The 24817-nt window shown below is 70.2% G+C and carries 17 protein-coding genes and 3 pseudogenes; 5 read left to right on the top strand and 15 right to left on the bottom strand.

Features of this window, described 5'->3' with window-relative positions; genetic code table 11:
* The first annotated feature begins 426 nt into the window (after positions 1-426).
* On the top strand, positions 427-1566 hold the full coding sequence (locus ACZ7MX_RS00180) for an inorganic phosphate transporter (protein WP_472127804.1): 1140 nt from the start codon (positions 427-429) through the stop codon (positions 1564-1566).
* A 45-nt stretch (positions 1567-1611) separates the two neighbouring features.
* Complete coding sequence (locus tag ACZ7MX_RS00175; protein WP_030410760.1) at positions 1612-1851, top strand: hypothetical protein; 240 nt, start codon at positions 1612-1614, stop codon at positions 1849-1851.
* Positions 1852-2139: 288 nt separating this feature from the next.
* Here ACZ7MX_RS00175 and ACZ7MX_RS00170 read toward each other — a convergent pair whose 3' ends face one another.
* Positions 2140-2532: a CBS domain-containing protein gene (locus tag ACZ7MX_RS00170; protein WP_472129222.1), complete on the bottom strand. Its 393-nt coding sequence runs from the start codon at positions 2530-2532 to the stop codon at positions 2140-2142.
* Positions 2533-3286: 754 nt separating this feature from the next.
* Here ACZ7MX_RS00170 and ACZ7MX_RS00165 point away from each other — a divergent pair.
* A complete protein-coding gene (locus ACZ7MX_RS00165) occupies positions 3287-7513 on the top strand; it encodes a cation-translocating P-type ATPase (RefSeq protein ID WP_472127802.1) in 4227 nt (1408 codons plus the stop codon).
* 279 nt (positions 7514-7792) lie between these two features.
* On the opposite strand, the gene ACZ7MX_RS00160 is transcribed toward ACZ7MX_RS00165, so the two are convergent.
* The 10 genes and pseudogenes from ACZ7MX_RS00160 to ACZ7MX_RS00115 form a co-directional block, all read right to left on the bottom strand.
* Positions 7793-9127: a Dyp-type peroxidase gene (locus ACZ7MX_RS00160; RefSeq protein ID WP_472127801.1), complete on the bottom strand. Its 1335-nt coding sequence runs from the start codon at positions 9125-9127 to the stop codon at positions 7793-7795.
* A gap of 47 nt (positions 9128-9174) precedes the next feature.
* Positions 9175-10245 carry a tetratricopeptide repeat protein gene (locus tag ACZ7MX_RS00155; protein WP_472127799.1) on the bottom strand — a complete coding sequence of 357 codons (1071 nt, stop codon included), beginning with the start codon at positions 10243-10245 and terminating at the stop codon, positions 9175-9177.
* Positions 10245-11399 (bottom strand): DUF4331 family protein, encoded by a 1155-nt coding sequence (locus tag ACZ7MX_RS00150; RefSeq protein WP_472127797.1) that lies wholly within the window; start codon positions 11397-11399, stop codon positions 10245-10247. The genes ACZ7MX_RS00155 and ACZ7MX_RS00150 overlap by 1 nt, the downstream gene beginning before the upstream one ends.
* A gap of 91 nt (positions 11400-11490) precedes the next feature.
* Positions 11491-12015 (bottom strand): hypothetical protein, encoded by a 525-nt coding sequence (locus tag ACZ7MX_RS00145; protein WP_030410754.1) that lies wholly within the window; start codon positions 12013-12015, stop codon positions 11491-11493.
* A 1548-nt stretch (positions 12016-13563) separates the two neighbouring features.
* Positions 13564-13929, bottom strand: a pseudogene (locus ACZ7MX_RS00140) (GTP-binding protein); the annotation flags it as partial.
* 25 nt (positions 13930-13954) lie between these two features.
* Positions 13955-14068: pseudogene (locus tag ACZ7MX_RS00135) on the bottom strand (GTP-binding protein); the annotation flags it as partial.
* Positions 14069-14144: 76 nt separating this feature from the next.
* Complete coding sequence (locus ACZ7MX_RS00130) at positions 14145-15194, bottom strand: NlpC/P60 family protein (protein ID WP_472127795.1); 1050 nt, start codon at positions 15192-15194, stop codon at positions 14145-14147.
* A gap of 22 nt (positions 15195-15216) precedes the next feature.
* Positions 15217-15699 carry a poly-gamma-glutamate biosynthesis protein PgsC/CapC gene (locus ACZ7MX_RS00125; protein ID WP_351532004.1) on the bottom strand — a complete coding sequence of 161 codons (483 nt, stop codon included), beginning with the start codon at positions 15697-15699 and terminating at the stop codon, positions 15217-15219.
* A complete protein-coding gene (gene pgsB, locus ACZ7MX_RS00120) occupies positions 15696-16922 on the bottom strand; it encodes a poly-gamma-glutamate synthase PgsB (protein WP_472127792.1) in 1227 nt (408 codons plus the stop codon). The genes ACZ7MX_RS00125 and pgsB overlap by 4 nt, the downstream gene beginning before the upstream one ends.
* Positions 16923-16972: 50 nt before the next feature.
* Complete coding sequence (locus ACZ7MX_RS00115) at positions 16973-18982, bottom strand: HAMP domain-containing protein (RefSeq protein ID WP_472127790.1); 2010 nt, start codon at positions 18980-18982, stop codon at positions 16973-16975.
* 191 nt (positions 18983-19173) lie between these two features.
* On the opposite strand from ACZ7MX_RS00115, the gene ACZ7MX_RS00110 reads away from it, so the two are divergent.
* Positions 19174-20157, top strand: coding sequence for a hypothetical protein (locus ACZ7MX_RS00110; RefSeq protein WP_472127789.1), 984 nt, complete (start codon positions 19174-19176; stop codon positions 20155-20157).
* A gap of 630 nt (positions 20158-20787) precedes the next feature.
* Here ACZ7MX_RS00110 and ACZ7MX_RS00105 read toward each other — a convergent pair.
* From ACZ7MX_RS00105 to ACZ7MX_RS00090, 4 genes and pseudogenes are all read right to left on the bottom strand, one after another.
* Positions 20788-22086 carry an RNA polymerase sigma factor gene (locus ACZ7MX_RS00105; RefSeq protein ID WP_472127787.1) on the bottom strand — a complete coding sequence of 433 codons (1299 nt, stop codon included), beginning with the start codon at positions 22084-22086 and terminating at the stop codon, positions 20788-20790.
* Positions 22087-22118: 32 nt separating this feature from the next.
* Positions 22119-22469 (bottom strand): YciI family protein, encoded by a 351-nt coding sequence (locus ACZ7MX_RS00100; protein ID WP_472127785.1) that lies wholly within the window; start codon positions 22467-22469, stop codon positions 22119-22121.
* Positions 22470-22638: 169 nt separating this feature from the next.
* Positions 22639-22852, bottom strand: a pseudogene (locus tag ACZ7MX_RS00095) (hypothetical protein); the annotation flags it as partial.
* A gap of 59 nt (positions 22853-22911) precedes the next feature.
* A complete protein-coding gene (locus ACZ7MX_RS00090; RefSeq protein WP_472127783.1) occupies positions 22912-23925 on the bottom strand; it encodes an NADP-dependent oxidoreductase in 1014 nt (337 codons plus the stop codon).
* Positions 23926-24037: 112 nt separating this feature from the next.
* On the opposite strand from ACZ7MX_RS00090, the gene ACZ7MX_RS00085 reads away from it, so the two are divergent.
* Positions 24038-24586, top strand: a complete 549-nt coding sequence (locus tag ACZ7MX_RS00085; protein ID WP_472129220.1) for a TetR/AcrR family transcriptional regulator — start codon at positions 24038-24040, stop codon at positions 24584-24586.
* The last annotated feature ends 231 nt before the right edge of the window (positions 24587-24817 follow it).

The following is a 24817-nucleotide window of genomic DNA, read 5'->3' as shown; positions in this document are numbered from 1 at the left end:
GCCTTTCGTCTCTCAGCGCCCGAGGGATTCCGCGGGAGCCCCGGACAAGAGCGATGCGGGTGCCGGTCTTCCCGTCGGCGCCCAGGCTGTCATCGACGTCGGCGGGCCCCTCCAGGCCCGCACCCACTCACTCGGAGCGGTCACCTGAGCTCGCTGGGTTCGTGCGGCTCGTAGGGATCAGGAGCGCTCGCCGCAGCGCACCGCTCCGAGTTCGGATCTGCATCCGTCACTCCACGCTACGCCCCGCCCCGGGGTGATTCCCGGCGGCGGACCATGCGCCCCCAGGACCGACCTACGCCCTTGCCCTTGCATTGGCGGCGCTCCGGAGCGGCACTTAGCGTGGAGAGGAGCGGCGGTTCGCAGACAAGGTCCACATGGCTCGGTGGGCCCGCGCGGCTGGACCGCTCTCGATGTGAAGGACCGGGGATGGCATCTGTTTCCTTCCTGCTCCTGGCCGTGATCCTCACCGCCCTGGCTTTCGACTTCACCAACGGATTCCATGACACCGCCAACTCGATGGCCACCTCCATCGCGACCGGTGCGCTGAGCCCGAGGGTGGCCGTCGCCGTCGCCGGTGTGCTGAATCTGGCCGGCGCCTTCCTCTCCACCGAAGTGGCCAAGACGATCTCGGGGGGCATCGTCAACGACGGTCAGGTGTCCCTGGTGATGATCTTTGCCGGGCTGATCGGGGCCATCCTGTGGAACCTGGTCACCTGGCTCCTCGGACTTCCCTCCAGCTCTTCCCACGCCCTGTTCGGCGGGCTGATCGGAGCGGTGTGGGTGGGGGCCGGGGGATCGGCCGTGCGCTTCGGCGCGATCATCGAGAAGATCGTGATCCCGGCGGTGGCCTCGCCGGTGGTGGCCTGCGTGGTGGCGGTGCTGGCGACCTACCTCGCCTATGTGATCACCCGCAGGACCGCGACCCGGGCCGTCGAGAAGGGCTTCCGCGCGGGGCAGATCGGATCGGCGTCCCTGGTGGCCCTGGCTCATGGCACCAACGACGCGCAGAAGACGATGGGCGTCATCACCCTCGCGCTCATCGCGGGCGGGGTGCTGGACCACGGCGCGGGGCCGCCGTGGTGGGTGGTGCTGAGCGCGGGCCTGGCGATCTCCCTGGGGACGTACGCGGGCGGCTGGCGCATCATCCGGACCATGGGCAAGGGACTGACCGACGTCCAGCCCCCGCAGGGCTTCGCCGCCGAGACCAGCGCGACCGCGGTGATCCTCGCCTCGTCGCACATGGGGTTCGCGCTGTCGACCACCCAGGTGTGCACGGGCAGCATCCTCGGCGCCGGCCTGGGCCGCAAGCTGGCACAGGTGCGCTGGGGAGTCGCCGGACGGATCGCGGTGTCGTGGCTGCTCACCCTGCCGGCCGCAGCTGTGGTGGGGGGCGTGGCGGCGTGGGTGGCCGGCCAGGGCACTCTGGGTGTGGCCCTGGTGGCCGGCGTTGCCCTGGCCGCCGCCGCGGGCTTCTACATGCTCTCGCGTCGCCGTCCGGTGAGCCCCGAGAACGTCAACGAGGTGCCGGCAAGCGTTGCGGAGTCCACCGTCGGGTCGGCCGCCTGAGGTGGCTCGACCAGGCTGGGGCGTCGTCGAGGAAGGGGCCGCGGGATGGACATCGACTGGGGCGCTCTGGCCGGGGTCTTCGGCGTCAGCCTCGGGATCACCGTGGTGGTCGTCGTGATGTTCGCGCTCGGCCTGGCCGCGTGGGCCCGTGCCGGACACGAGGAGCCCGCTCCCGACGTATCCCGAGGCCGGCACCAGAAAGTGGCAGCTGTTACGGCCGTGCTGTGCTTCGCCGCGTGCCTCGCGGTCGCGGCCTACGGGATCGACCTGATCGTTCCCGGCTGACCCACCCTGCCGAAGAGTCGCCGACTGCCCTGCCGTCCGTGTGCTGGTCACCGTGCGCTGGCCGTCCGCGTACCGGGCGGGTATCCACCAAAACGACCTGGCAGCTCTGGCATTGGCCACCCGGGCGGCGACATCACCCCGCGCCCGGAGGGCACTTCACCGGCGGAAGCGCGACGGCCTGTGCACCATCACGGCGCGGCGAACGGTCAGGGCCGAACAGCCGAACAACATGCCCCGCGCTCATCGATGCCGCGCGCTTGACCATGGTCACTGGCGGGGTTCTCTCCGTCAGCTGGAGATGGCTTCGAGCAGGTCGCCGACCTTGGGGTCGGGCAGTGTCCGTGCGACGTCGGCCTGTGTGACGATGCCGACCAGCGCGTTGTCCTCGATGACCGGCAGGCGGCGCACCTTGTGCCGGCTCATGGTCCGCAGGATGGCTTCGGCTTCATCATCGGCGTCGACGGTCACCACTTCTCCCTGGGCGAGGTCGCCGGCCTTCACCTTGGCGGGATCCTTGCCCGCGCCGAGGACTTTCACGACGATGTCGCGGTCGGTGAGCATGCCCTCGAGCCGCTCGTCGGTGCCGCGCACGGGGAGGGCCCCGACACCAAGTTCGGTCATCTCCTTCGCGGCTTCCAGGACGGTCTCGTCGGCTCCGACGCAGGTGGCGTCCGGGGTCATGATCGCGCGTGCGGTCGTCGCGGCGGACTCCTCCTTGGTGGCGCCTTCTTCGGTGGTGGTTGCCGGTGCGGCGAGTACGCCTTCGCCGCGGCGCAGGACGGCGTAGCCGACCCCTATGCCGATGGCGACGGGCCATTCGAGCACTTCTGTGGCGCCGAGGACGCCGAGGCCCAGGTAGAGCGGGAGGCCCTTCTTGGCGGGCAGGACCCGCCGGGCTACGGCGATGGGCGCCATGACGGCGTCCAGAACGCCGCTCGCCACCTGGGTGGACGAGGGCATGGTCAGGGTGACCGTGCGCTTCGCTGCCGACGGTGGCGGGGTGGCCTTGGGAGGGGGCTCGGCCGGGCGCCCACCTGGGGTGTCGGTTGCGGCGCCGGGCGGAGGGGGCGTTCGGGGTGTGGAGGTCACGAGTATCGCCTCGCCTGTTCGATCATGAACGTATGGACCCCTTATCGATAGGTCTACCCCGTATCGCCCCCTTCATGGGCTTCGGTGAGACTGCCTCTGAAGGTTCCTTCACACCGGCTGATGCGAGGAGGCATGCTTCATGGCGCCGGAGCGTGCCTCGGCCTTCGGAATGCCGCCCGTCCTGAGTTCGGTCGTCTCCGCCGTTGCCTCGCAAGCGACATCCGGCGTCCGGGCTGTCTGGGGAGTGGCGGAAGGACTCCTGGGGGGTCCTGAGCGTGAGGTGTGGTGGTCGTCCGAGCGCTGTTACATCGCTGTCTTCGGTGTCCACGGCGCGGGGGGCGAGGCCGTGGCCCGGCGTGTGGAGCGGGCGGTGGAGGAGCATCCGGGGGTGCTGTGGGCGCGGGTGAACGTGCCCATGGAACGGGTCATCATTGCGGTTGGCTCGCCTGCTCCCGACGCGCATGAGCTGGTCGCGCTGGTGGAGCAGGCCGAAGGCGACCATGCCGCGGATGCGGAAGCGTTCGACGAGTGGCAACCGGAACCGCATCACCCGGCGGAGGGGCCGCCTTTCCCCGCGGTGCCGGCACTGGTGGCGGACACGCTGGGGCTGGTTCTGGTGACGTTCCGGCGGCTCGCTCCGTGGTTCGGCCTGCCGCCGGAGATCGCCGGTGGCATCGATGCCGTTCGCTACCATCCGCGCCTTCGTCACCTGGTCGAGGACATCAGCCCGACTGACCAGGCCGACTCGCTGCTCCCGGTGATCGGCGCGCTGGTGCAGGGCGTGGCCACGGGCGGTGGCGGGCTCGCCCTGGATGTGCTGCAACGTCTGGCGGTGTGGCGGGAGGCGAGCGTCGAACGCGCCACGTGGCGCGAGCGCGAAGCCACGCTGGTCCGGGGGCCGGAAGAAGCCTCGGCCGCCGCGGTCACGACCGGCCGGGCCGGCCCACCGCCCCAGGACGGCGCCGACCGGTATGCGGAGCGGTCGATGGCTGCGGGCATCGCCGCCGGTGTGGCCGCCTTGCCGTTCGCCGGGATCCGCAAGGCGATCGCGGTCGGTGTGGCCTCGGTGCCGAAGTCACCCGGCGCGGGGCGTGAGGGCTTCGCCACGGCTCTGGGGCGGCACCTGGCACTGCGCGGTGTCGTGACGATGGACCGTACCGCGCTGCGGCGCCTGGGACAGGTGGACACCATCCTCCTGGAGGAAGAAGCTCTTCGCGGGGACCGGTACGAGCCGGTGGACCTGGAACTGCTGGAAGGCGCTGATCCCGAGCAGGTCTCCGAGCGGCTGTTCTCGCTCTTCGACTCCGATACGCCGCTGGCGGTCAGTCGCGCGGGCGGCTGGGTGCTGGGCCCGCTGGACGAGCTGAAACTGAAAGGGCGGACCGGTCGCAAGGCGGCGAAGCGGCTGAGGCGGGGCGGCAGCGAGAAGATCCTCGGGCTGGCCCGGGGCCATAAACTCCAGGCGGTGGCGGGACTGGGCACCCAGTCGGCCCCGGGAGCCGAGGCCGTCGCCGCGGCGGCACGACGGGCCGGCGCACGGGTGGTGGTGGCGTCCGACCGGGACGCCCCCGGCTTCACCTTCGCCGATGCCGTTGTGCCCGCGGGCGATCGCCTGGCCGACTCGGTCCGTGGCCTCCAGGCCGACGGCGCGGTCGTTCTGCTGGTCGCCGCCGATCGCCGCGCGTTGGGCGCGGCCGACTGCGCGATCGGCGTGCACCGCGAGGACGAGCACACGCCCTGGGGCGCCCACATTCTGGTGGGAACGGACCTTGAGGCAGCGGGCCTGATCGTCGACGCCGTGGGGGTGGCTGCCGTGGTCGACCGCGACAGCCACTACGTGGCCGCGGGCGGCAGCGGCATCGGCGCTGTCGCCGCCCTGCAGGGGCCGGCCCGGCGCGCGACCGCGCGGGTGCTCGCGGTGAGCAACACGGCCGGGGCGGTGGCATTCTGCATCGGCGCCTGGCGCGCCCGGCAGCTCCTGAGCCGCCCCCTCACCCCGCCCGTGACCCGGATCCCCTGGCACCTCATGCCCGTCGACCGCGTCATGGAGCGGCTGCGCACCCGCCCCGAGGGCCTTTCCGCGCAGGACGCAACCGCTCGCGGCGCCGAGGCGCACACAGGGGAGCCAACGAAGCTGACCCTGCCGCACGCCTTCATCGAAGAGCTCTCCAACCCGCTGACCCCGATCCTCGCCGCCGGCGCCGCTCTCGCTGCGGCGGTCGGGTCCCGGACCGACGCCGGCCTGGTCGCCGCCATCACCGGCGTGTCCGCACTCGTCGGCGGCTTCCAGCGGGTGAATACCGAGCGCGCACTTTCCGAGCTCTTCGCCCGGTCGGCCATCGGTGCCTGCGTGCGGCGCGAGGGACGGGAGAAGCTGGTCACCTCGGGCGATCTGGTCCCCGGCGACATCGTCTGTCTGGGGCCCGAGGACGTCGTGCCCGCGGACTGCCGTCTGCTGGAGGCGGAAGGCTTCGAGGTCGACGAGTCCTCCCTCACGGGGGAATCCCTGGCCGTGAGCAAGGATCCCGCACCGGTGGTCGCCGCACACCTCACCGGACGCCGCTCGATGCTCTACGAGGGCACGACCGTCTCCGCCGGCCGGGCCGTCGCCGTCGTCGTGGCGACCGGCTTGGCCACGGAAGCAGGACGCAGTCTCGCCACCGCCCGCCAGGCCGCACCGGCAACCGGCGTGGAGGCCCGGCTTTCCTCACTCACCCACGCCAGCATGCCCATCGCCCTGGGGTCCGCCGGCGCGGTCGCCCTCTCCGGGCTCCTGCACGGCCGCCCCCTGACCGACAATCTGGCCTCGGCGGTCAACCTGGCCGTCGCCTCCGTACCCGAGGGCCTGCCCTTCCTCGTCAACGCCGCCCAGCTCGCCGCCGCGCGCCGCCTGGCCGACCGCGGCGCCCTCGTACGCAATCCCCGCACCATCGAGGCGCTGGGCCGCGCCGACGTCCTCTGCTTCGACAAGACCGGCACCCTGACCGAAGGAACCCTGGAGCTCTCCGGCGTCAGCGACGGCGAGCACACCCTCGCCCTCGACCGGCTCGACACCCCCCGCAAGGAAGTCCTCGCCGCGGCACTGCGGGCCACGCCGCCCGCCCGCCAGTCGGAACCGATGGCTCACCGGACCGACCGGGCGATCGCCGACGGCGCTCACCGGGCAAAGATCACCACCCGCACCGGCGCGCCCCGTTGGCGACGCACCGACGCCCTTGCCTTCGAGCCGGCCAGGGCGTACCACGCCACCGTCGGCCACACCGGCCGCGGTGCCCTGCTCAGCGTCAAGGGAGCACCCGAAAACGTCATCAGCCGATGCACCGGGCGCCGGAAGCCGGGCGGGCCGGTGACCCTCGACGCTTCAGCCAGGCGCGCCCTGGCTGAAGCGGCCGAGGAACTCGCTGCAGCCGGCCAACGGGTCCTGGCCGTGGCGGAACGCAGCATGAAGACCGGCGAGGACCTCACCGACGAAGCCGTACAGGGCCTCGAGTTCCTCGGGTTCCTCACGCTGGGCGACCCGGTACGCGACAGCGCCGCGCCCGCGACGGCACGCCTGCGCGAGGCCGGTGTGCACACCGTGATGCTCACCGGCGACCACCCGGCCACCGCCGACGCCATCGCCTCCGCCATCAGCGAGAAGGGCGCAGAGCCCAAGGTGTGCACCGGGACGGAGATCGACGTACTCGACGACGACGCGCTGGACGAACTGCTGCCCACCGTTGATGTCATCGCTCGCTGCAGCCCCAGCCACAAGGTCAGGATCGTCCAGGCCTACCAGCGCATCGGCCGAGTCGTGGCCATGACCGGCGACGGAGCCAACGACGCTCCCGCCATCCGACTCGCCGACGTCGGCATCGCGCTCGGGCGCCGCGGCACCCCCGCCGCGACCGCGGCCGCGGATCTGGTCGTCACCGACGACCGGCTGGAGACCATCGTCTCCGCCCTCATGGAAGGCAGGGCCATGTGGACCACCGTCCGCGCGGCCCTCGCCATCCTCATCGGCGGGAACCTCGGCGAGGTCACCTTCAGCGTCCTTGCCTCCGCACTCACCGGCACCACCCCGCTGAACGCACGCCAGATCATGCTCGTGAACCTCCTCACCGACCTCGCCCCCTCCCTCGCCATCGCGGTCCGCGAGCCGTCCGGCCAGACCGGCGAGCGCCTCCTCGCCGAAGGCCCCCACCGCTCCCTGGGCACCGCCCTCACTCGAGAGATGCTGCTGCGAGGCGTCATCACCGCCCTCGGCGCCGGACTGGCCTGGACCGTGGCCCGCCTCACGGGCCGCGGCCGGCGCGCGTCGACCGTCGCCCTCGCCGCAGTCGTCGGCACCCAACTCGCCCAGACCCTCACCGCCGGCGGCACCGACCGCAACGTCCTGGTGGCCGGACTCGGCTCCGCGGCCGTCCTCGCCGCCATCATCCAGACCCCCGGTATCAGCCAGTTCTTCGGCTGCACCCCGCTCGGGCCGGTCGCCTGGAGCATCGCCCTGGGCGCGATCATCACCGCCCCTCTCCTCGGCCACTTCCTCGCACCTGTGATCACCTCACGCCTCGTACCGGCCACCGGGAAGTGACCCACAGAAATCGGCAACGCAGTGACACACACCGTGCGGCGAAATCAGAGTGCGCCCGAGTCCTGCACCCGCCGGCTCCCATGCGTTCGGAGCAGTGAACTCCTCGGATCGGACGCATCGCGACCCGACAACGGCAGCTGCTACCGCCGGATGCGCACCTTCGACGTCAGCGAGCGGAGGGTGCGCATCGAACGCGACTCCTGGATCACGCTGGTGGCGCTGGCACCGGAATCAGTGCCGGCTAGTGGCCGCGCGCGCCGTTCTGTCTCAACGGCGAGCTCAGGCGCCAAGGTTGGCCAGCCAGCGCAGAGCGCTGAGGCTCGGGAGGAAGCAGTATTCGCCGCCACGGGTGATGACGAAGCGCTCGACGTCGTGAAGGCGACGCCGGACGGGGCGCTGGGGGATCGTGAAGATGCCCGAGCCGTCGTTGTCGCCCGTGAGCAGATCCTTTTCCACGCCGAGGCCGGTGAAGTTGCCGTCGTTGAACCATTGCGACTTCACGAACTCGAACTGGCGGTCGAGGTGCGCGTTGACGGCGATGAACACGATGCCGCGGTCGGCGCCGTCGTCGTCCAGGGTGCCGGCCGGCAGCGGTGGCCCGTAGCTGGTGCTCCGGCGAATCAGACGGTGGAGGTCGACGTCACCGATGATCTCCGAGTCACGCGGATTGGCACGCCTGGCGTGGGCACCGTGCGGGCAGACCGCGCCATGCGGATCGGATGCGTAGAGGAAGTCGTTGTTGCGCTGCTCGTCCGCCCCCAGGTCCGGGTCGTCGCGCTCAGGTGTCAGGATCAACGGGGCTCCGCTCGGCCAGCGGCCCACGATCTTCGCGGCGAGCAGCGACTCCTCTTCCGGGCTGCCGGCGTTCGCCTTGAGATACTGCCGAAAGGCGGCGACGCGCGTGTGCAGCTTTCGCCAGACCACGAACGTGCCGTTACGGCCCAGCACTTCCGGCTGCGGCATCGGCGGCAGGTTTCCGGTCTGGTCGGGATAGCCCAGCACGAACTCGCCGGCCTTGAGGGTGGGACCACCACCGGGTGGGTTCTCCGAGCCACTGCCTTCCACCGCGGGGTTGCTGATGCCGTCCTTGTAGCCGAAGCTGGTGCGCCCCGAGGCCAGCTGGTAGAGGTCTTGCCGATACACCACTTGCAGGCCCGGAAGCTGCGCGCGCGCCTGACGCGCCCGTTCGAGGACGACCGCCAGTGACTCCTGGTCGGCGGCGATGAGGGAAAGCACGATGTGCACCTGGCCGGTGCCGAAGGGCGGCTCCCAGTGTGCGGGTGCGCTCTCGCCGGTGTCGCCCAGGAACTCGGCCCGTGCCGCCATCCCCTGCCGGAACTCCTCGGGGAAGCTGTTCAGGGAGGTCTGCGGCACCTGGAGCGCTTCGAGCCCCCGGTAGGTCACCGCGACGTTGAGGAGCGCCGGCAGCGGCGGCTGCCACCAGTTGGCGGCGGAGTCGACCAGGCCGGCCAGGCGTCCCACCAGCTCACGGCCGGCGCCGGGATCGTCCACCCGCAGCAGGATGTAGGTGCCGACATACGGTGACGGCCGGGTACGCAGCACGATGCCCTGGATCTCATCCAGTTGCAGGGCTGAGCGTTCGGTCGTTGTCATGTCGTCCCCTCGGTCAGGCATCGGCCGATTTGTACCAATCACTGGTTCTACCGGAGCTCTCCGACACGGCATCTCGCGCGATCGACGAGTGCGCGGGCACGTGGGGTCGGTCGAAGCGCGAGGTTCTGCAACGCAAGCCGCAGGGCTCGGTCGGGGTCGCCGGCGGTCAGCCAGAACTCCGCGGCGTGATCGGCATAGGCTTCGGGGTGGCGCGCGATCAACTCGTCATAGCGCAGGGCTGCCCGGGCGTTCCAGACCCGTGCCTCCGCCGCCGCCCCCGACTGCTCCAGGGCATGGGCAAGCCAGTTCGCGTAATCGGGATCGTCGCTGGCGTGCGCAACCCGGCGAAGACGGTCGATGGCCAGTGTCGCCCTACCCTCGGCAGCATCCACGTGGGCAAGGTGCCCCTGCACCGGCACGTAGGACGGCAGCCGGCGGCCCGCCGACTCCAGCCATGCGCGCGCGCCGACCAGGTCGCCGTGGGCCAGCCACATGTGCCCGCACTGGAATTCAAGCATCGCGAGCGGGAAGGGACTGGTTCGGCGATAACCGCGTCTCGCTGCCAGGAACCACTTCTCGGCCTCGACCGTTTCGCCGCGCTCGGCGTGACAGCGGGCCAGAGCGCCGAGGGTATTGAGGTCAGCCCGTCTCGACAGCGCCTGTCGATGGAGCACGAGTGCCTCGTCGTACCGTCCGACCGCCTGATACACAGCGGCGCGTTCCTCTTCCAGGCTTCGGCGATCGAGTCCCAGCGCAGCCGCGGCGTCGAGATCGGCCAGCGCCGCCGGGAACCGATGGAAGAGGGCCGCCGTCCTCGCCCGGGCCACGAGGGAGCGAGGATCCCGCGTGGCCTGGTCGACGTACGCCTCGGCAAGCGACGCAGCGCGCTCGGCCTCGTCGATGCGGCCCAGTACGTGCCCGCGCAGGGCGGTCAGCTCCACCCACTCGACCCACCCGTCAGTCGTCAGGCTTCCTCGTGCCGCTTGCCCCGCTAGGCCCTCGATCCGAGCGTCGAGGTTGCCGATGGCGATGACGCCTGCCGTCGTGTTCGGACCGCCCGCCGCGTCGAGTCGCACCGCGTTGCTCACCCGGCCGGTAGCTGTGGAGTTGCCGCTCATCAGCTTGCGGCGGCCGGTGGGACGAAAACAGGCTCAGGCGGGTTGAGGTTGGGCGGCGGCAGATACGGGAACTCACGGGAGGCCGGCGCGGTCGCCCGGTCGACGCCGTCGCTGACCCGTGGGCCGTGGAAGGCGTTGACCACAAGCGTGTACAGCGTGTCGATGACATCGTCGTTGAGCGACCGGCCGCCGCAGGTCGTGTGCTGCCGCCCCTCCAGCAGGGCGCGCTCGATCTCGAAGTAGCTGTTCTCGGAGTACGGCTTGGCGACATCCACGACCAGGAAGTCGGCGAGCAGGAGGTCGGTCAGCGGATGCGTTCCGTCCGGCTGCGTCGTCCAGTCCCGCTTGCCGTCGAGACCGTCGAAGAAGGCCAGGTTGGCGTTGAGCCGTGAGCGATAGGCGCTGACGTAGTGCGGATCAGGCCGGAACGGGTCTTCCCCGTTGTAGAGATCCCGCAGGTCCACGATCTTGTTCGCGGTGTCGACCCCGTTCTCCGACATGAGCACGTTCTTCACCTCGGGGCGGCCGAGCCGCTCGAGGCGTAGGGGGTAGGGGCCGGCGGTGACGGTCTCGGCCGCGATGGCGTAGACGGTGCCGGAGGCCGATCCGAGCAGCCCGGCGACGTCGAACTCGACGACGATGGTCAGAACATCGACATCCTGCAGCGTGTTGGTGCCCTTAGGGAGGAAGGCGAGCCGCCGCTCCGCCCGTGTCTCGACCTCCTTGCCGACGTCCATGAAGAAGGGGTCCAGCCGCAACCCGGCGTAGACGCGGACGCCACGGCCCTCGCCGCCGCGCTCGTCATTCACCTGGAACGCGACCGCCTCCCCGTTCGGGAGGACGCACGTTCCCCACTGCGCCACCTCTCCGTCGGCGCCCGACTCGACCGGTCCTGAGAAGGTGCAGGTGAACGCATACTCATCGGGGCCCACCTCGAAGAGCGATCCGGGGTGATCCGCCGTAATGGCTGCGGGACGAACGCGGAACCGGTAGCTGGCGGCGTCGGAGAAAAGAGCCCCGGGGCGGGCATTGGGAAAGACATCCATGACGAGGACGAGCCGATCGGTCCGCGAGGGGCCGGGAAAGGCGTAGAGGTCGGCGAGGTCGATGGCTGGATCGGCCTCGGCGCGGGTGCCGGAGAGATGGTCGGACATGACGGTGCGACCTTTGCTGGAGGGGCCCGGTGCGGCGGCGGCGCGCCGATGCCGCACCACCTGGGCGATGGTCCATGTCAGGGCTACGGCCCTAGTCGGCCACTGCATCCAGCAACGTGTTGAACGCCTCCGTGACCTTCTGCGCCTTGGCGGTGTCCTCGACCGTCAGGGTGGGATTGGAGGCGTACCACATGTCGGCCTCCACGATCTTCGGCGCCAACCAGTCGACGATGCCAGGATCGCTGGCCCCCGGGTAGCCCTCGACGACACCCTCGAACATCTCATCGAACCATGGCCCGGCGTTGGCGAAGATGTCAGCCATGTACGGCTTGAAGTCACCGTCATAGGTGACCGCACCTATGACCTGAGTGTCATTGTTGATGAACGTGACGCGGAAGTCATGGACCGTTCCGACGAGCTTCTCGTAGTGAAAGGCGTCGTCCTGGATCTTGGCGGCGTTCTGGCGGAACCTCTCAGCTCCGCCTGGCTTGGCATCCAGGAGAACGGTGATCTCCGCTACCTCCCCGACCCGCTTGCCAAGGCCGTCGGGCTGCCTGGACACGGTCGGCGCGGCGTCCGTTGGAGTCGCCGACGAATCGGACTTCTGCGTCGTCATGACTCCCTCTCCCTTTGATCTTTGATTGGCCGGGTTGCACCTGGTCTCCGCCCCAGGAGGCCGCCGATGCCCTCATGAACAGCTTTGTCCTGCTTTGGGGCGTCGGCAAGACGATCACGGTGGTCCCTCGCACCGGATTGATCGCATGCGGTCGAGCGAGCCGCATGGCTCGCCGAAGAGGACCAGAACCTACTTCACCATTCGATTACTCTCCGTGGCGGTGAACCCTCACGTCACATGGAGTCGGCCGGCTCCGTCAACATCAACAGCGCCGCGCCCGCCGCGCTCGCCACGTTGAGCCGCGCGTCGACCGCGGTCCGCGCCCTGCGGTAGTCGGGGTACGGATCAAGGACCAGTAAGTGTACGTAGCGTGGCCCGCACTGCCTCGGTGAACCGGCCGCCCGCGACCGACTTCCCGTCGCCGCGACGTGGAGGCGATGCGGTACGGGATTGGCCGTGGCCCAGCAGGGGGAGTCCGGCCAGGGTGGCGATGATGAGCACATCCTCCCGACGTACCGCGCCGGACCGAGTGTGCCCAGGCGCACAGCAATACCGGCGGATGCAGAGGCCAATCCCGGGGTCCTGGGATGAGACAGGCACAAGCCTCCTCCAGGCCCAGCCGTCACCCCATTCGGTCCACCAGAGCCGACCAACTCCCCAGTCCCCCCAGCACCACACCGTTACACGAAAGAAAAGGCGCGACGGCCCCGCAGAACCTTTCCCCGGCCCCCGGCCCCGGCCCCGGCACTCGGGATTCGGCAGGGCCGCTGCCCCATAGAGTGATCGGATGTTGAATCGACTTCGGGTCAGCGTGTTGCCGCCAGGGCCCCGGTGGCCTGCCCAGCTGCAGTTGTGGGTCGACGGCGAAGAAGTGGTTGCGGAGGCGGTTGGCGAGGGGCGCGGTCCGTTGGCGCACGAGGTCCTGCCTGCCGATGGTCACAGCCTGCTGTGGGCGACCGGTGCGGGGCGGAGCGTCGTGCTGGGAGAGCCCGAGTGCACGGGCGGATGTTGCGGTTATCTCTCCGTGTTCGTGCAAAGGCACGGGGACATCGTGGAATGGTCCGACTGGCAGGTCCCCCATGACGAGGTGCGGCCCCCAACGTTTCACTTCGACGCAGGTCAGTACGACGCCGAAGTAGCCCGAGCTTCGGCAGATCGATGGTGGCGGGTTGGCGTGGAGTCCTGATGTTGACCAGTCGTTCCGGCCGACGGCGACGCAACACGACAAGCTGAGCCGAACGGCTCCAGCCGCTGCCGGCCGTCTGTCGGGCGGAGGCCGCGAACCGGGGGCGGCGCCGCCGCGGGAGGCATGTCTCAACGCCACGTTGTTCCGGGCTGGTTACCTCTTCCGACGTCGAAGTCTCTGTCCTGAGCAGCATGGCGCCGTCTCCCGCGACGGGTCACGGCGCCGGCTCCACCCACACCCGGGCCCGAGGCGGTTTTCGCAGTCAGGTCTCAGCTGAAGCATCCGGCCGCCATCACCGATAGGCGGGGCTCGTGGAGGCCGGTGGCTGACTGAAGTTCTGCCGCTGCACGTCGCGCCAGCGCTTATATGCCGATGCGCCGGTGCCCGCGCTCTGCGTGTGCACGGGGAACCGGCGTGTGCACCTTCGTGAGTGCCGGGTTGGGCAGTTCGCAGGCGTCGTCGAGGCCGAGGCCGTACGTTTCCCATTCGGGGAACGGGTCGTGGGTGAGCCGTTCCCCGTCGGCCAGGAGGCAGTCGGTCAGGGCCGCTTGCAGTGCCTCGGTGCGCAACCCGGTGCCGGTGAAGACCAGTTCCTGGCCCTGGCGGTCGTCGGCATCACAAGCCCCGGAAGGCTCGAAGCGTGCGGCGGCCCCCGCTTGTGACCACCATCCCGTGACATTCGGACGGCTGGCCAGCCAGAAGCCCTTGGAACGGGTCGCTCCGTTGTCCCGGGGGAAGGAGAAGGTGGCGGGTCGCGTCAATGTTGATCTCGCTCATGTCATTGACGATGACCGCGACGCGCAGGCCCTCCCGGTTGCTGAGGATGTGCTGGAGCAGGGTGGTCTTGGAGTGGCCGTTGCGTTGCACACCAGGACGGCGACCCGCGGCGGCGACCCAGGGGCCGGGGTGTGCCCGGCCCCTGGTGGTCTCTGTCGACCGGCCGTCACAGACGTTTGGCCTCGCGCAGGCTGTTGGCGTAGAGGCCGGCGCCGTCGATGCGTGAGCTGCCGCCGGCGTCGCCGAACGTGGGGCCGTTGTTCCTCTCCCGGCTGGAGAGGAACCGGGGGTGGCCGTCGGTGTCGAGCCCGAGGTAGATGCCCATGTGGTCCAGGCGGGGCCCGTTCTGCCGGTCGGTGTCGAAGAAGACGAGGTCGCCGGGTTGCAGGGTGTCCAGCTCCGAGGGGCGTGCGCCGCGGTGGGGGATCACCGGGACGCCGGGGCCCACCGAGGCGATCCCGTTGGTCGTGCGCGGCAGTCCGGGGCCCACGCGGTCGGTGCCCAGGAGGGCATAGCCGCCGCGGTAGCCGTAGACCAGCCGTACGTAGCCGGAGGAATCCACCGCGCCGTAACGGGACTTGTCGGGGAGGGCGTTCTTCCGGTCGGGGAACGTCCAGGGCCTGCCCAGGTAGTGGTAGAAGTCCGACGGCCTGCGGTGCGGGCCGCCTGCTGGTGAGCCGTGCGGATCGGGTGGGCCGAAGGTGGCGGGGCCGGCGTAGCGAAGCCCCTGCCGGTCCTTCTTCCGCGGCGCACCTTTGACGTACTCCATGGAGATGGCGAGCAGGTCAGGCCGTGTGCTGTGGTGGAATGCGGCGAACCAGTCGGTGAACCATTTCTCTTTCTCGGTGCCCGCTTTCCAGGGTTTGGGCATCAGCCGTACCCAGCTGTCGGTGACGATTTTCGCCTTGGTGGTATGCGGCTCGGTGAAGGTGCGGCTGGGCCCGGTCAGCACGGCGGTGCGCGCGCCGTCGGTCAAGGTGGCGGCCACACCTCCCGTCGCGTCGCGCACAACGGTCCTGGCCGGGCCGGACAGGCGGTCGTAGGTGTAGGAGGCGGCGCCGGCGTCGGGGTGGCTCGGCAGCGGGGCGGACGCCGCGGGGTCGGCGTGGCCGGCGGGGGTGCGGTGGAGTTGGTAGGTGAGCGCCGTGCTGGTGAGGGCGAGGACGGCCAGGGCGGCGAGGGACAGACGTTTGGTACGGGGGGAGGATGCGGCCATGGGGTGTGGGTGCTCTCTCTTGTCAGGAGCTGGGCAGAGCGCCGAGCAGCATCCCCGCGGCGAGGACCACATAGGCGCCGAGGGTGACGGTGGCGGTGGACATCAACGTGGCCTTCGGCGGCTGCCGGACCAGCTGGTAGGCGATAAGGCCGGGCACGATGAAGCCCAGGGTCTGGTGGGCGAACAGCGTCGGGAACTGGTTCTGCAGCACCAGGTACAGCGTCGCCTGCAGCAGGACGCCGCACATCACGACCGCCGCGAAGAGCCGCTTGCCGTAAAGGATCATCGTGTTCTGCATCACCCTGGTGCACAGGTACGTCAGCAGAGTGACGCCCGCGACCATCCCGGCCAGCCGCACGTCCTCGACGAGGGTGAGGGCGAGCCAGCCCGGGGTGATCATGCCGCCGGGTGAGAGGTTGGTCGCCAGATAGCAGATCAGGGAGAACAGCAGGCCGAGGGCGATGCCGACGGCGGCCATCTCCGGGGCGAGGGCGACGGGCGTCACAGGCCGGCTCCAGTGGGGGGTTCGGTCTCGGTCGGGGATGCGTCTGCGGCGGGGAGCCGCTCCAGCCGCTCCAGCAGGTGCTCACCCTGTCCGTGGATGTTGCCGATGGCGACGAGCGAGGCGTCACCGTCGATCTCGGCGAGCAGGGCGTCCAGCAGCTCGTCCGGGTCGCGGTGGTCGCCGCCGAGGTCGACCACCCGTCCCGCCCAGTGACCGGGAATGCCCTCACTTGCGCTCTTGGTGGGGTGGCCGATCAGGAAGACGGTCTGCGGGGCCAGGTCGGGCACGATCGCGCCCATCTGGCCGTTGCGCTCGACCCGGTCGGGGCGGCAGTTGATGACGACGTGCAGCGGGCGGTCGATGGCCCCGAGGCTCAGCAACTGGCCGACGTTCATCAGCGTCGACTCCGGGTCGTTGGCGGCGAAGACGTTGGCGAAGTTCAGCTGCCCGCCTCGTGGCGTGCGGTACTCCTGCACCGACAGCACGCCGGGGTCGGGCGGCGCGTCCCACATGCCCTGCAGTGCGGTCCGGCGGTCCACCCCGAGCAGCTCGGCCACGGCGAGGGCGATGGCGACGTTCTCCTTGAAGGTGTACCAGTTGAAGCCGCGCAGCTCCTCGTCGGTGACGGACTCGGGGTCGACAGCGATCAACTCGCAGTCGCGGGCGGCGGCTTCTTCGCGCAGGATGGGCAACCGGTCCCGTTCGGCGGTGACGCAGACTCCGCCGACCGGCATCGAACGGGACAGTGAGCGGGCGACGTCGTCGAGCGTGGGGCCCATCTCGGCGAGGTGGTCCTCGCGGACGTTGCACAGCACGCCGATGGTCGAGCGGATCAGCTTGGTCTGGTTGACCTCCTGGAGGGCGGGCATCACCGCCATGCACTCCATCACCAGGGCCTGCGGCTGGTAGCCCGCGGCCCGGCGCACGATACCGATCTGTTCGACAACGTTGGCAATGCCGAACTTCCGGTAGACGGGCTCCTCGGTGGCGTCCGGGTGGATGAAGCGGGCGGCGGTGCCGGTGGTCTTGGCGACCGTGACCAACCCCCCGCCGCGAAGCGCACCGGCGCACAGCCGGGTGATGGAGCTTTTGCCGCGGATGCCGTTGACGAGCACGCGGGTGGGTATCTGGGTCAGGTTCGCGAAGTGTCTGCGTTGCTCGATGATCCCGGCGACGAGCAGCCCGAGCGAGCAGACCAGGAAGACGCTGTAGAGGAAGACCATGTCCTTCGCTTGTCAGTTGTGGGGGGCGGAGTGGGGGTTTCGGCGGGGGTTCAGGAGCGCGGCGACGCGGCGACGTGCGAGGCGCCGGCGTCCGCCTTTGCTGCCGCCACGCGCTGCCGGATCAGCTCCAGGCTGCGGACGATCGATCCGACCTCGTCGTGATGGCGGGGGTAGAGCACGGTGGAGGTGTCGCCGGCGGCGAGGGCCGCGGCCGTGCGCTCCAGGGCCTGCAACGGCCGCAGCACCGTCAGGTGCAGCCAGCCCAGGCACAGCACCGCCGCGCTGAAGGCGAGCAGCGCCGCCAGTTCTGTCTGCCGCCGCGTCTCGTAGGAGGCGAGCGGCAGCCGGGACATCGGCTTGCGGGTGACGACGCGCCATCCGGGGCCCTTGACGGCGTGGGTGCCGCGCACCTCGGCCGCCGCGGTGAGTGCCGGTCCGTCGCCGGAGTCCTCGCCGGGCAGCGAGTCGAAGGCGAAGAAACTCTCGTTGGATCCGATGATCTTGCTGTCGGCGTCGACAAGCCAGGCGCGGCCGATGCCGGGGCGGGTAAGTACGCCGCTGAGCGCCTCGGGCCGGAATTCGGCGACCAGCGCCTGGCCGCCTCCCGAGTCCAGCGGGACCACGGCCACGGACAACGGGACCTTGCCGTCGTGGTTGAGCTGCACGATCGCCGGTGTGCCGTTCTTCACCTTCGCCAGAAGGGGTTTGCGGTCCATGCCGTACGGGGCGTCGCCGGCATACTCGGGAACCTGCCCGTCACGGTCGACGAGGTACAGGGAGCGCCATGTGCTGTGCCGGGGCAGCGCCGTGTCCAGGGCCTTGCCGATCTGCTGCGGCGTACCGTCCGTCAGGCGGGCCACCGAGGACAGGCCGGCGACACCCTCGCCGAGGATGCGCCGCACGCGGTCGGAGGCGTCGGCGGTACGTTCCTGCTGATTGTGTACGACAGGCGCGGGCACCGGCACCCGGCCTTCGCCCAGGGTGACCAGCGGCAGCGCACACGACCACGCCGTGACCAGCGCGGCGCACCACAGGGTCGCGTTGCGCATCGTACGGCGGCGGGTAGGTGCCCTCAGCATGTCGTCGCACCCGCTCGCGCCCGTCAACTGCAGTCTCAGGGACTCCAGGGAGTGGCTGATACGGGCCGCCTCGCCGGGTCCGTGCGCCGGCACCGGGCGTTGCAGATCGCCGCGGGCGAGGCGGCGGGCGGTCACATGCAGCCGCAACACGGGGCGTTGGACCCAGCGCCACAGCACCCAGGTGACGGCGAGGCAGATGGCGAGCAGCGCGGCCGCTGCGCACAGGCCCAGGAACCGGTCGCCGGCGACGGCGGTACCCTCAGGGACGCGGATGCTGGTGGCCAGGGTCAGTCCGAAGTCCTGGCCGTCCGGGCCCGCGGGCACCGGCGCGTAGCCGACGACGTCGTGGTGGGCGCTGCCGCGGCGCTCGGTGCGGCTGCCGCTGGCGCCGCTCTTGGCCTGCCCTGACTGGCTGGCGAGCTTGCGCAGGGCCGGGTCGTCGGCCTGGTCGCCGGCGGCGGCCAGGATCCGGCCGTCGGAGTCCATGACGAAGGTGGTGCGCCCCTCTTTCTGCTCCGGCAGGCGCAGGGAGCCGGAGGCGATCAGCAACTGCCGTTTCCCGCCCACTGCGTCCAGCAGCGCGAAGGACAGCAGCCGGGGCTGGCCAGAACCGAGGGTGACCAGGCGGGGCTGCAGAGCGTCCGCGCCGCCGCGCTGGGAGAGCCGGTTCAGCGGTACGTTCTCCCCGCGTGCGGCCAGTAGCCTGCCGCTGGCGGGATCCACGGCCGCGAGGCCGCGCCACTTGCCATGGGAACGGGAGAGCCTGCGTAGCGCCGAGTCGGGGGAGTGGACAGCGCCGATCCCGAGCAGGGCGGTGGCATCGCGCAGGTGGTGGGAGCTCTGGTCCAGCGAGGAGCCGAGCGATCCGGCGGCGTCGGCAGCCATGAGCTGCTGGGACTCGACGACGGCCTGCGAAACCGTGCTGTCGCTGGAGCGGCCCACGGTTAGGGCGGTGATCCCGGAAACGGCGAGTAGCAGCACCGTTATTGCGGCTATGGGGGGTCGGACGCCCCCCAGGAGGGGCATGTCTGCGCGCTTTCGCCGCACGCGCTTCGGTTGCGGATCGGCGGGTAAAGCTGCCGGCATAGGCGATCAACCTTCCTGAGCAATCCTTACTCCCTAATAGAGGGCGGGACATATCCGGGCGTTGAGACCGAAGGACAGGTGTCACAGTGACCCTCATCACTCATGCGAAGCGGGCCGTGCGCAAGCCGGGGAACCGGCGTCCCCTCGCGGTCGCCGCACTGCTCGCCCTGTGCGTGACGGCGACGCTCATCACCCTCGTGTTCCGAGCCGCGCACGGGCCCCCGGCCGCCGCGCCGACGATCGACCTGGAGGAGCACATCCGTGAGTACATCCGGCACTTCCCCTCCGACCACGAGTACCGGATCCCCGACGCCGCCGAACGCGCGCAGGTGAGCGAGGGCATCGCGGACATCGTCGACGGCAGACTCGACGCGGCGCGCAGACCGCTGTCCGAGGCCGGCTACACGGTGCGCACCGTGCGTCTGGCGGGCTCGCACCGGATGGTCGCCCAGGTCGCCGAAGCCACCGGACAGGGAGCGCAACCGCGCGGCTGGGGCGAGGTGTTCGTCGATCTCGGCCGGCGTGTGCAATGGAGCGCACAGGTGCCGCACCCGGTGTCGGACCAGCACACCGAACTGCTCGGCGCGGAGCTGTTCTCCCGGGCCCCCGGCGGAGTCCTGGTGCTGGCGGGCGCCAACCGCGACGCGGGCCGGGGCAATGCGGCAGATGTGGCACACCGTCAGGACTCCGTCTTCCACGCCGTGTGCGCCGCGCTGGCCGCCCGTCGGATCCCGGGCATTCAGGTGCACGGCTTCGCCGACGACAGTTCGCCGGGCAACGACGTGGTGGTGTCAGCGGGGCCGGGTGAGGTGGGCCCCGGGGTGCGCGAGGCGGCGCGCTCACTGTCCTCCGCCGGGTTCACGGTGTGCCGGGCGTGGGACCAGGACTGCGGCCGGCTGGAAGGCACCACCAACGTGCAGGCCGGCACGGCAGCAGCCGATCACGTCCCGTTCCTGCACATCGAGAACAGCCGCAGCGTCCGCGACTCCCGGACGGCGCGCTCACGGCTGGCCGCTGCGCTGGCCGAAGTGGCCAGGCAGCTGGCCAAGGGCGGGTTCACCGCCGCTTGAGAACTGGAGCGGCTCCAACGGTCAGCGGCCCGGGCGCGCCAGCCGGTGCAGGGCCTCCGCACAGGGCATGTGGTCGTGGACGTGGTTGAGGATGCGCGTCATCCGTGCGCGGTCCACCGTCGGCAAACCAGGGCTCCTCGCGGATCTCCCGGGCGCGGAACCGCTCTGCCTGCGCGCGTGCCGGGCCTCCCACTCGGCCCGCGAGCAGGAGCTTGCCGCCGAGACGCGGATGCCCCGAGGCGAGTCGCTCGGCGCATCCGCCCGGCCGGCGAGCGCGGTCCTCCTCGCGCACCCGGAGGCCGTCGTTGCCCGTAGCCCGCTGATCTCGGTGGTGGTCAGTCCCTCGAGGAATGTGCCGTTGCCTGAATTCGCGGCCGGCAGGCACGATGGCGCGCCCCGTGCACCGGCGAATTCGTTGCCGGTGCACGTCGCCGATCTGGGGGCGGGCCTCCTGGAGCTCGCGTCGCGCGACACGAGCGGATCCACGTCTCACGAGAGCTATGTGGTGAGCCGTTACGAACTCGGCGCACTGATCGCGAGGCGTGAAGGAGTGTCGGGTCCGCTTTCGGGCTGGGTTTGCATGGTGCCCTCACCCTGCCCGGGCGGCGTGGGGCCAAGGCCCCTCGTTGCTCACTTCGCGGATTGCGTGCCGCTACTCGTCCCGTCCGTGCGGTTGACTGTGTTCAGTCTGCGCCTCAGATGGGTCCGTTCGGGTTCGGTACCGGCCAAGTCGAGTGCTTCGCGGTAGGCCGCGGCGGCTTCGGGCAACCGGCCGAGCTGGTGCAGCAGGTCCGCCCGGGCGGCGGGGTAGGGGTGGTAGTGGCGCAGGGCCGGGTCGCCGGCCAGTTCGTCGAGCAGGGCCAGGCCTGCCTGTGGGCCGTCGCGCATCGCCACCGCCACCGCCCGGTTCAGCGCGACGACGGGGGACGGTGTGAGTGTGAGCAGTACGTCGTAGAGCGCTACGAGCTGTGGCCAGTCGGTGGTTGCGAGGCCGGTGGCCTCGTCGTGGAGGGCGGCGATGGCGGCCTGCACCCCATACGGGCCGGGTGGCCCGCCACTCAGCGCGCAGACCACCAAGCCGCTTCCCTCCTCGATCATCGTGTGGTCCCAGCGGCCGCGGTCCTGGTCGTCGAGCAGCACGAGCTCGCCGTCCGGACCGGTCCGGGCCTCGCGTCGTGCGTGGATCAGCAGCATGAGCGCGAGCAGTCCGGCGACTTCCCGCTCGGCGGGCATCAACCGGCGTAGTATCCGCGCCAGCCGGATGGCCTCGCCCGCGAGGTCGAGGCGCTGCAACTGCGGGCCCGAGCTGGCCGCGTAGCCCTCCGTGAAGATCGAATAGATGACCTGGAGCACACCGGGCAGACGCTCCGGCAGCTCGTCACCTCCAGGCAGGCGGAACGGGATGCGCGCCTCGCGGATCTTCCTCTTCGCCCGCACGATCCGTTGGGCCATCGTCGCGGTGGGGACGAGGAAGGCCCGTGCGACCTCGGGTGTGGTGAGTCCGGCCAGGCAGCGCAGGGTGAGCGCCGTGCGGTCCTCGGCGGCGAGGGCGGGGTGGGTGCAGGTGAAGAACATCTGCAGGCGTTCGTCGGGCACGTCACCGTCGGCGTGGGCGGGTGGGACGGGGTCGCTCCTGTCCGCCTCTACCTGGAGGACGGCGAGGCGGGCGGCGTATGCCTGGTCCCGTCGTAGGCGGTCGACGGCCTTGCGCCGCGCGGTGGTCAGCAGCCAGGCACCAGGCCTGGCCGGGACGCCCTCGACCGGCCAGTGCACCAGTGCCGCCTCGACGGCCTCGGAGGCGACGTCCTCAGCCAGGTCGAGATCGCCGAAGCGGCGGACGAGGGAGGCCAGCAGCCGACCACGCTCTTCACGGAACACCGACTCCACGGACGAGTGGACAGGCGACTGGTGGGGTGACCCGACAGGCATGGCGGGACCGGTGGCTCCCTCGTCCTCCACTGTCAGGCCCCGAACTCGGCGATCGGGCGGACCACGACCGACCCGCTGCCGCGCGCGCCGGGACAGCGGGCGGCCCAGTCGAGCGCGACGTCCAGGTCCGGCACGTCGATCACATAGAAGCCGCCGAGAACCTCGCGGGTCTCGGCGAACGGCCCGTCGGTGACGGTCCGCTTGCCGTCCTGGCCGACCCGCACGGTCGTGGCGGTGACCAGGTCGGCCAGCGACTCCCCGGAAACCCGGACGCCCGCATCCTTCAGTTCCTTGTCGTAGATCATCCAGTCCTCGACGCTGCACTCGGCGGCCGTGCCGTTCTCGTCGATCGCACCAGCGTTGATCAGCAGCATGTACTTCATCGTCCGACTCCTGTCAGGCTCTGTTGTTTCCTCGCACGGTGGGTCGCCGTACACCCTCACGACGAACGGGACGCGGTCGGATCGACACCTCCCCGAAGAATTCTCCGGACCGAACTCGGTAGCCATGTCCCTCGTTGGCTCCAGACAGCCACATGTCACTTGGCGGCAGGACGTGGGAACTGTCGATCACCGCCCGCGACAGGTCCAGACGGCCTTTGGCCCGCAGCTCGCCCAGCTGCACCTCCTGCAGACGCTGCCACACACCGGCGTTGTTCCCGTCCCGCCGGCCGCCGCTGACCGTCGGGTGACGATGGCAGCAACGGCTCGATTCTCGACCACAACTCATCGTCAACCAGCCACGGTTGAGGATTCCGCTTGCCCATACCCAAGCAACCGACGCATCCGCCCGAACGGCACGGCTACAAGTGTTGCGTGAAGAGCTCTAAGTGACCGTGAGCACGATCTTGCCCTGGATGTGCCCCCGGGCGGCGCGCTCGTGCGCCGCTTGGGCATCCGCGAGCGCAAACGTGCTGTCGATCGCGACGCGCAGCGTGCCCGCGGCGAGCAGGCGTAGCAGTTCGGTGAGCTGCGCGCCGCTCGAACGGACCTGCGCGCTCGAGACCGTGACGCCCAGCTTTGCGGTCCCTTCTTCGTCGAAACCGCCGGGAAACACCGGGAACAGCGCGCCGCCATACTTGAGGGTGGGCAGGAAGCGCCTGGTGTCGGGACCCCCGACGGTGTCCAGGACGAGATCGACGTCACGGGCGGCTTCCTCGGGCCGGTCCTTGGTGTAGTCGATGAACTCGTCGGCGCCGAGCCCGCGCAGGAACGTCTCGTGAGCGCCGGAGGCCACGGCGATGACGCGGGCTCCCTTCCACTTGGCCAGCTGGAGCGCGAGGTGCCCCACACCACCTGCAGCGCCGTTGATGAGCACCGTGGTCTCGCTGTCGAGTGCCGTCGGGCGGTGCTGGGCCTCTTGGAACGGTGAGGGGTGGTCGTGCCCGAGCTCGATCAGGAACTGCCATGCCGTCAACCCCGACATGGCCAGGCCGGCGGCCTGGATGTGGTCGATGGAGACCGGCTTGAGTGCGAGGTCCGCTGCCGGTGCGGTGACGTACTCGGCGTACGCGCCGGCTTGGAGAACGGTGGGGAAACGCAGAAGGCCGACCACCTCGTCTCCGGCCGCGAAGCCGTGGACATCGGATGCGACGTCTGCCACGACGCCTGAGACGTCCGTCCCCGGAATCAGGGGGAGATCGAACGCGGGCTTGACCTCGGGAGGTACGTCAGGCATTCCCTCACGCGCGTACCAGTCAGGAGGATTGAGGCCGACCGCGTGCACGCGGACGAGCACCTCGCCCGGCCCCGGCTGGGGGACCGGCACCTCCTCAAGACGCAGCACCTCCGGGCCGCCGAAGCCGTGCAGTCGGATCGCCCTCATCGTGTGTGTGGACATCTATCTCTCCTGCCCGCGCCGCGGGATAGACTTATTCGGATCAGTGATCCATGTATCCGGGTCACTGATCCGAATATATGGACCACTGATCCGGATAGTCAAGAGGGACATGATGAGGGCCGACGCCAGGAAGAACCGCGACCACCTGCTCGTCGTTGCGGGCGCCGCCATCGCCGAGCAGGGCGTCGACGTGTCCCTGCGCGACATCGCGCGCAGGGCCGATGTCGGACTCGCGACGCTGCTACGGCATTTCCCGACACGCGAGGCACTGCTCGATGCCCTGCTCCGCACGAGCTTCGACGAACTGACGGCAAAGGCAGTCGAACTCGAGACGTCGAGCTCGCCCGAAGACGCTCTACTGTCATGGCTGCGCGACTGCGTCGCGTGGACAACCGAGTACCGAGGCGTCACCGAGCTGATGGCAGCGGCGATCGAGGACACCGAATCCGCACTCCACGCTTCGTGCGTCACCCTGCGCGCAGCCGGCACGCGACTCCTCACCCGCGCCCAGGCCGCGGGCAAGGCCCGAAGCGACATTGCCGGCACCGATCTGTTCGCACTGGTAGCAGCACTGGCATGGCTCGGCGATCAACCCGCGTTCGCGCCACGCGCCGATCGTCTCTTCGAGGTCGTCGCGAGCGCGATTCTGACGAATGCGTAAGGCGCCGGTGCCGAGGGCGAACATCGCCCTCATACTCGGACCCGTGGCTGACATGGCCCCACGGTGTCGTTCGCGCTCTCCGCACTGCTCGTACGGTCGCCAGGGCCAGCTGCTCGCCCGGATCTCCGAGGGTCACGCCGACGCCCTCCCACAGATCCGCGCTGGTGAGCCGCAGGCGTCGGGCTGGCCGGCCCCACGGCCGGCGCCCGCACGGACAGGCCGCAGCTGACG

This window comes from Streptomyces sp. NPDC107765 (genome assembly GCF_055657085.1).
Note: the sequence above shows the minus strand (reverse complement) of the source record. Positions and strands in the feature narration are given on the sequence as shown.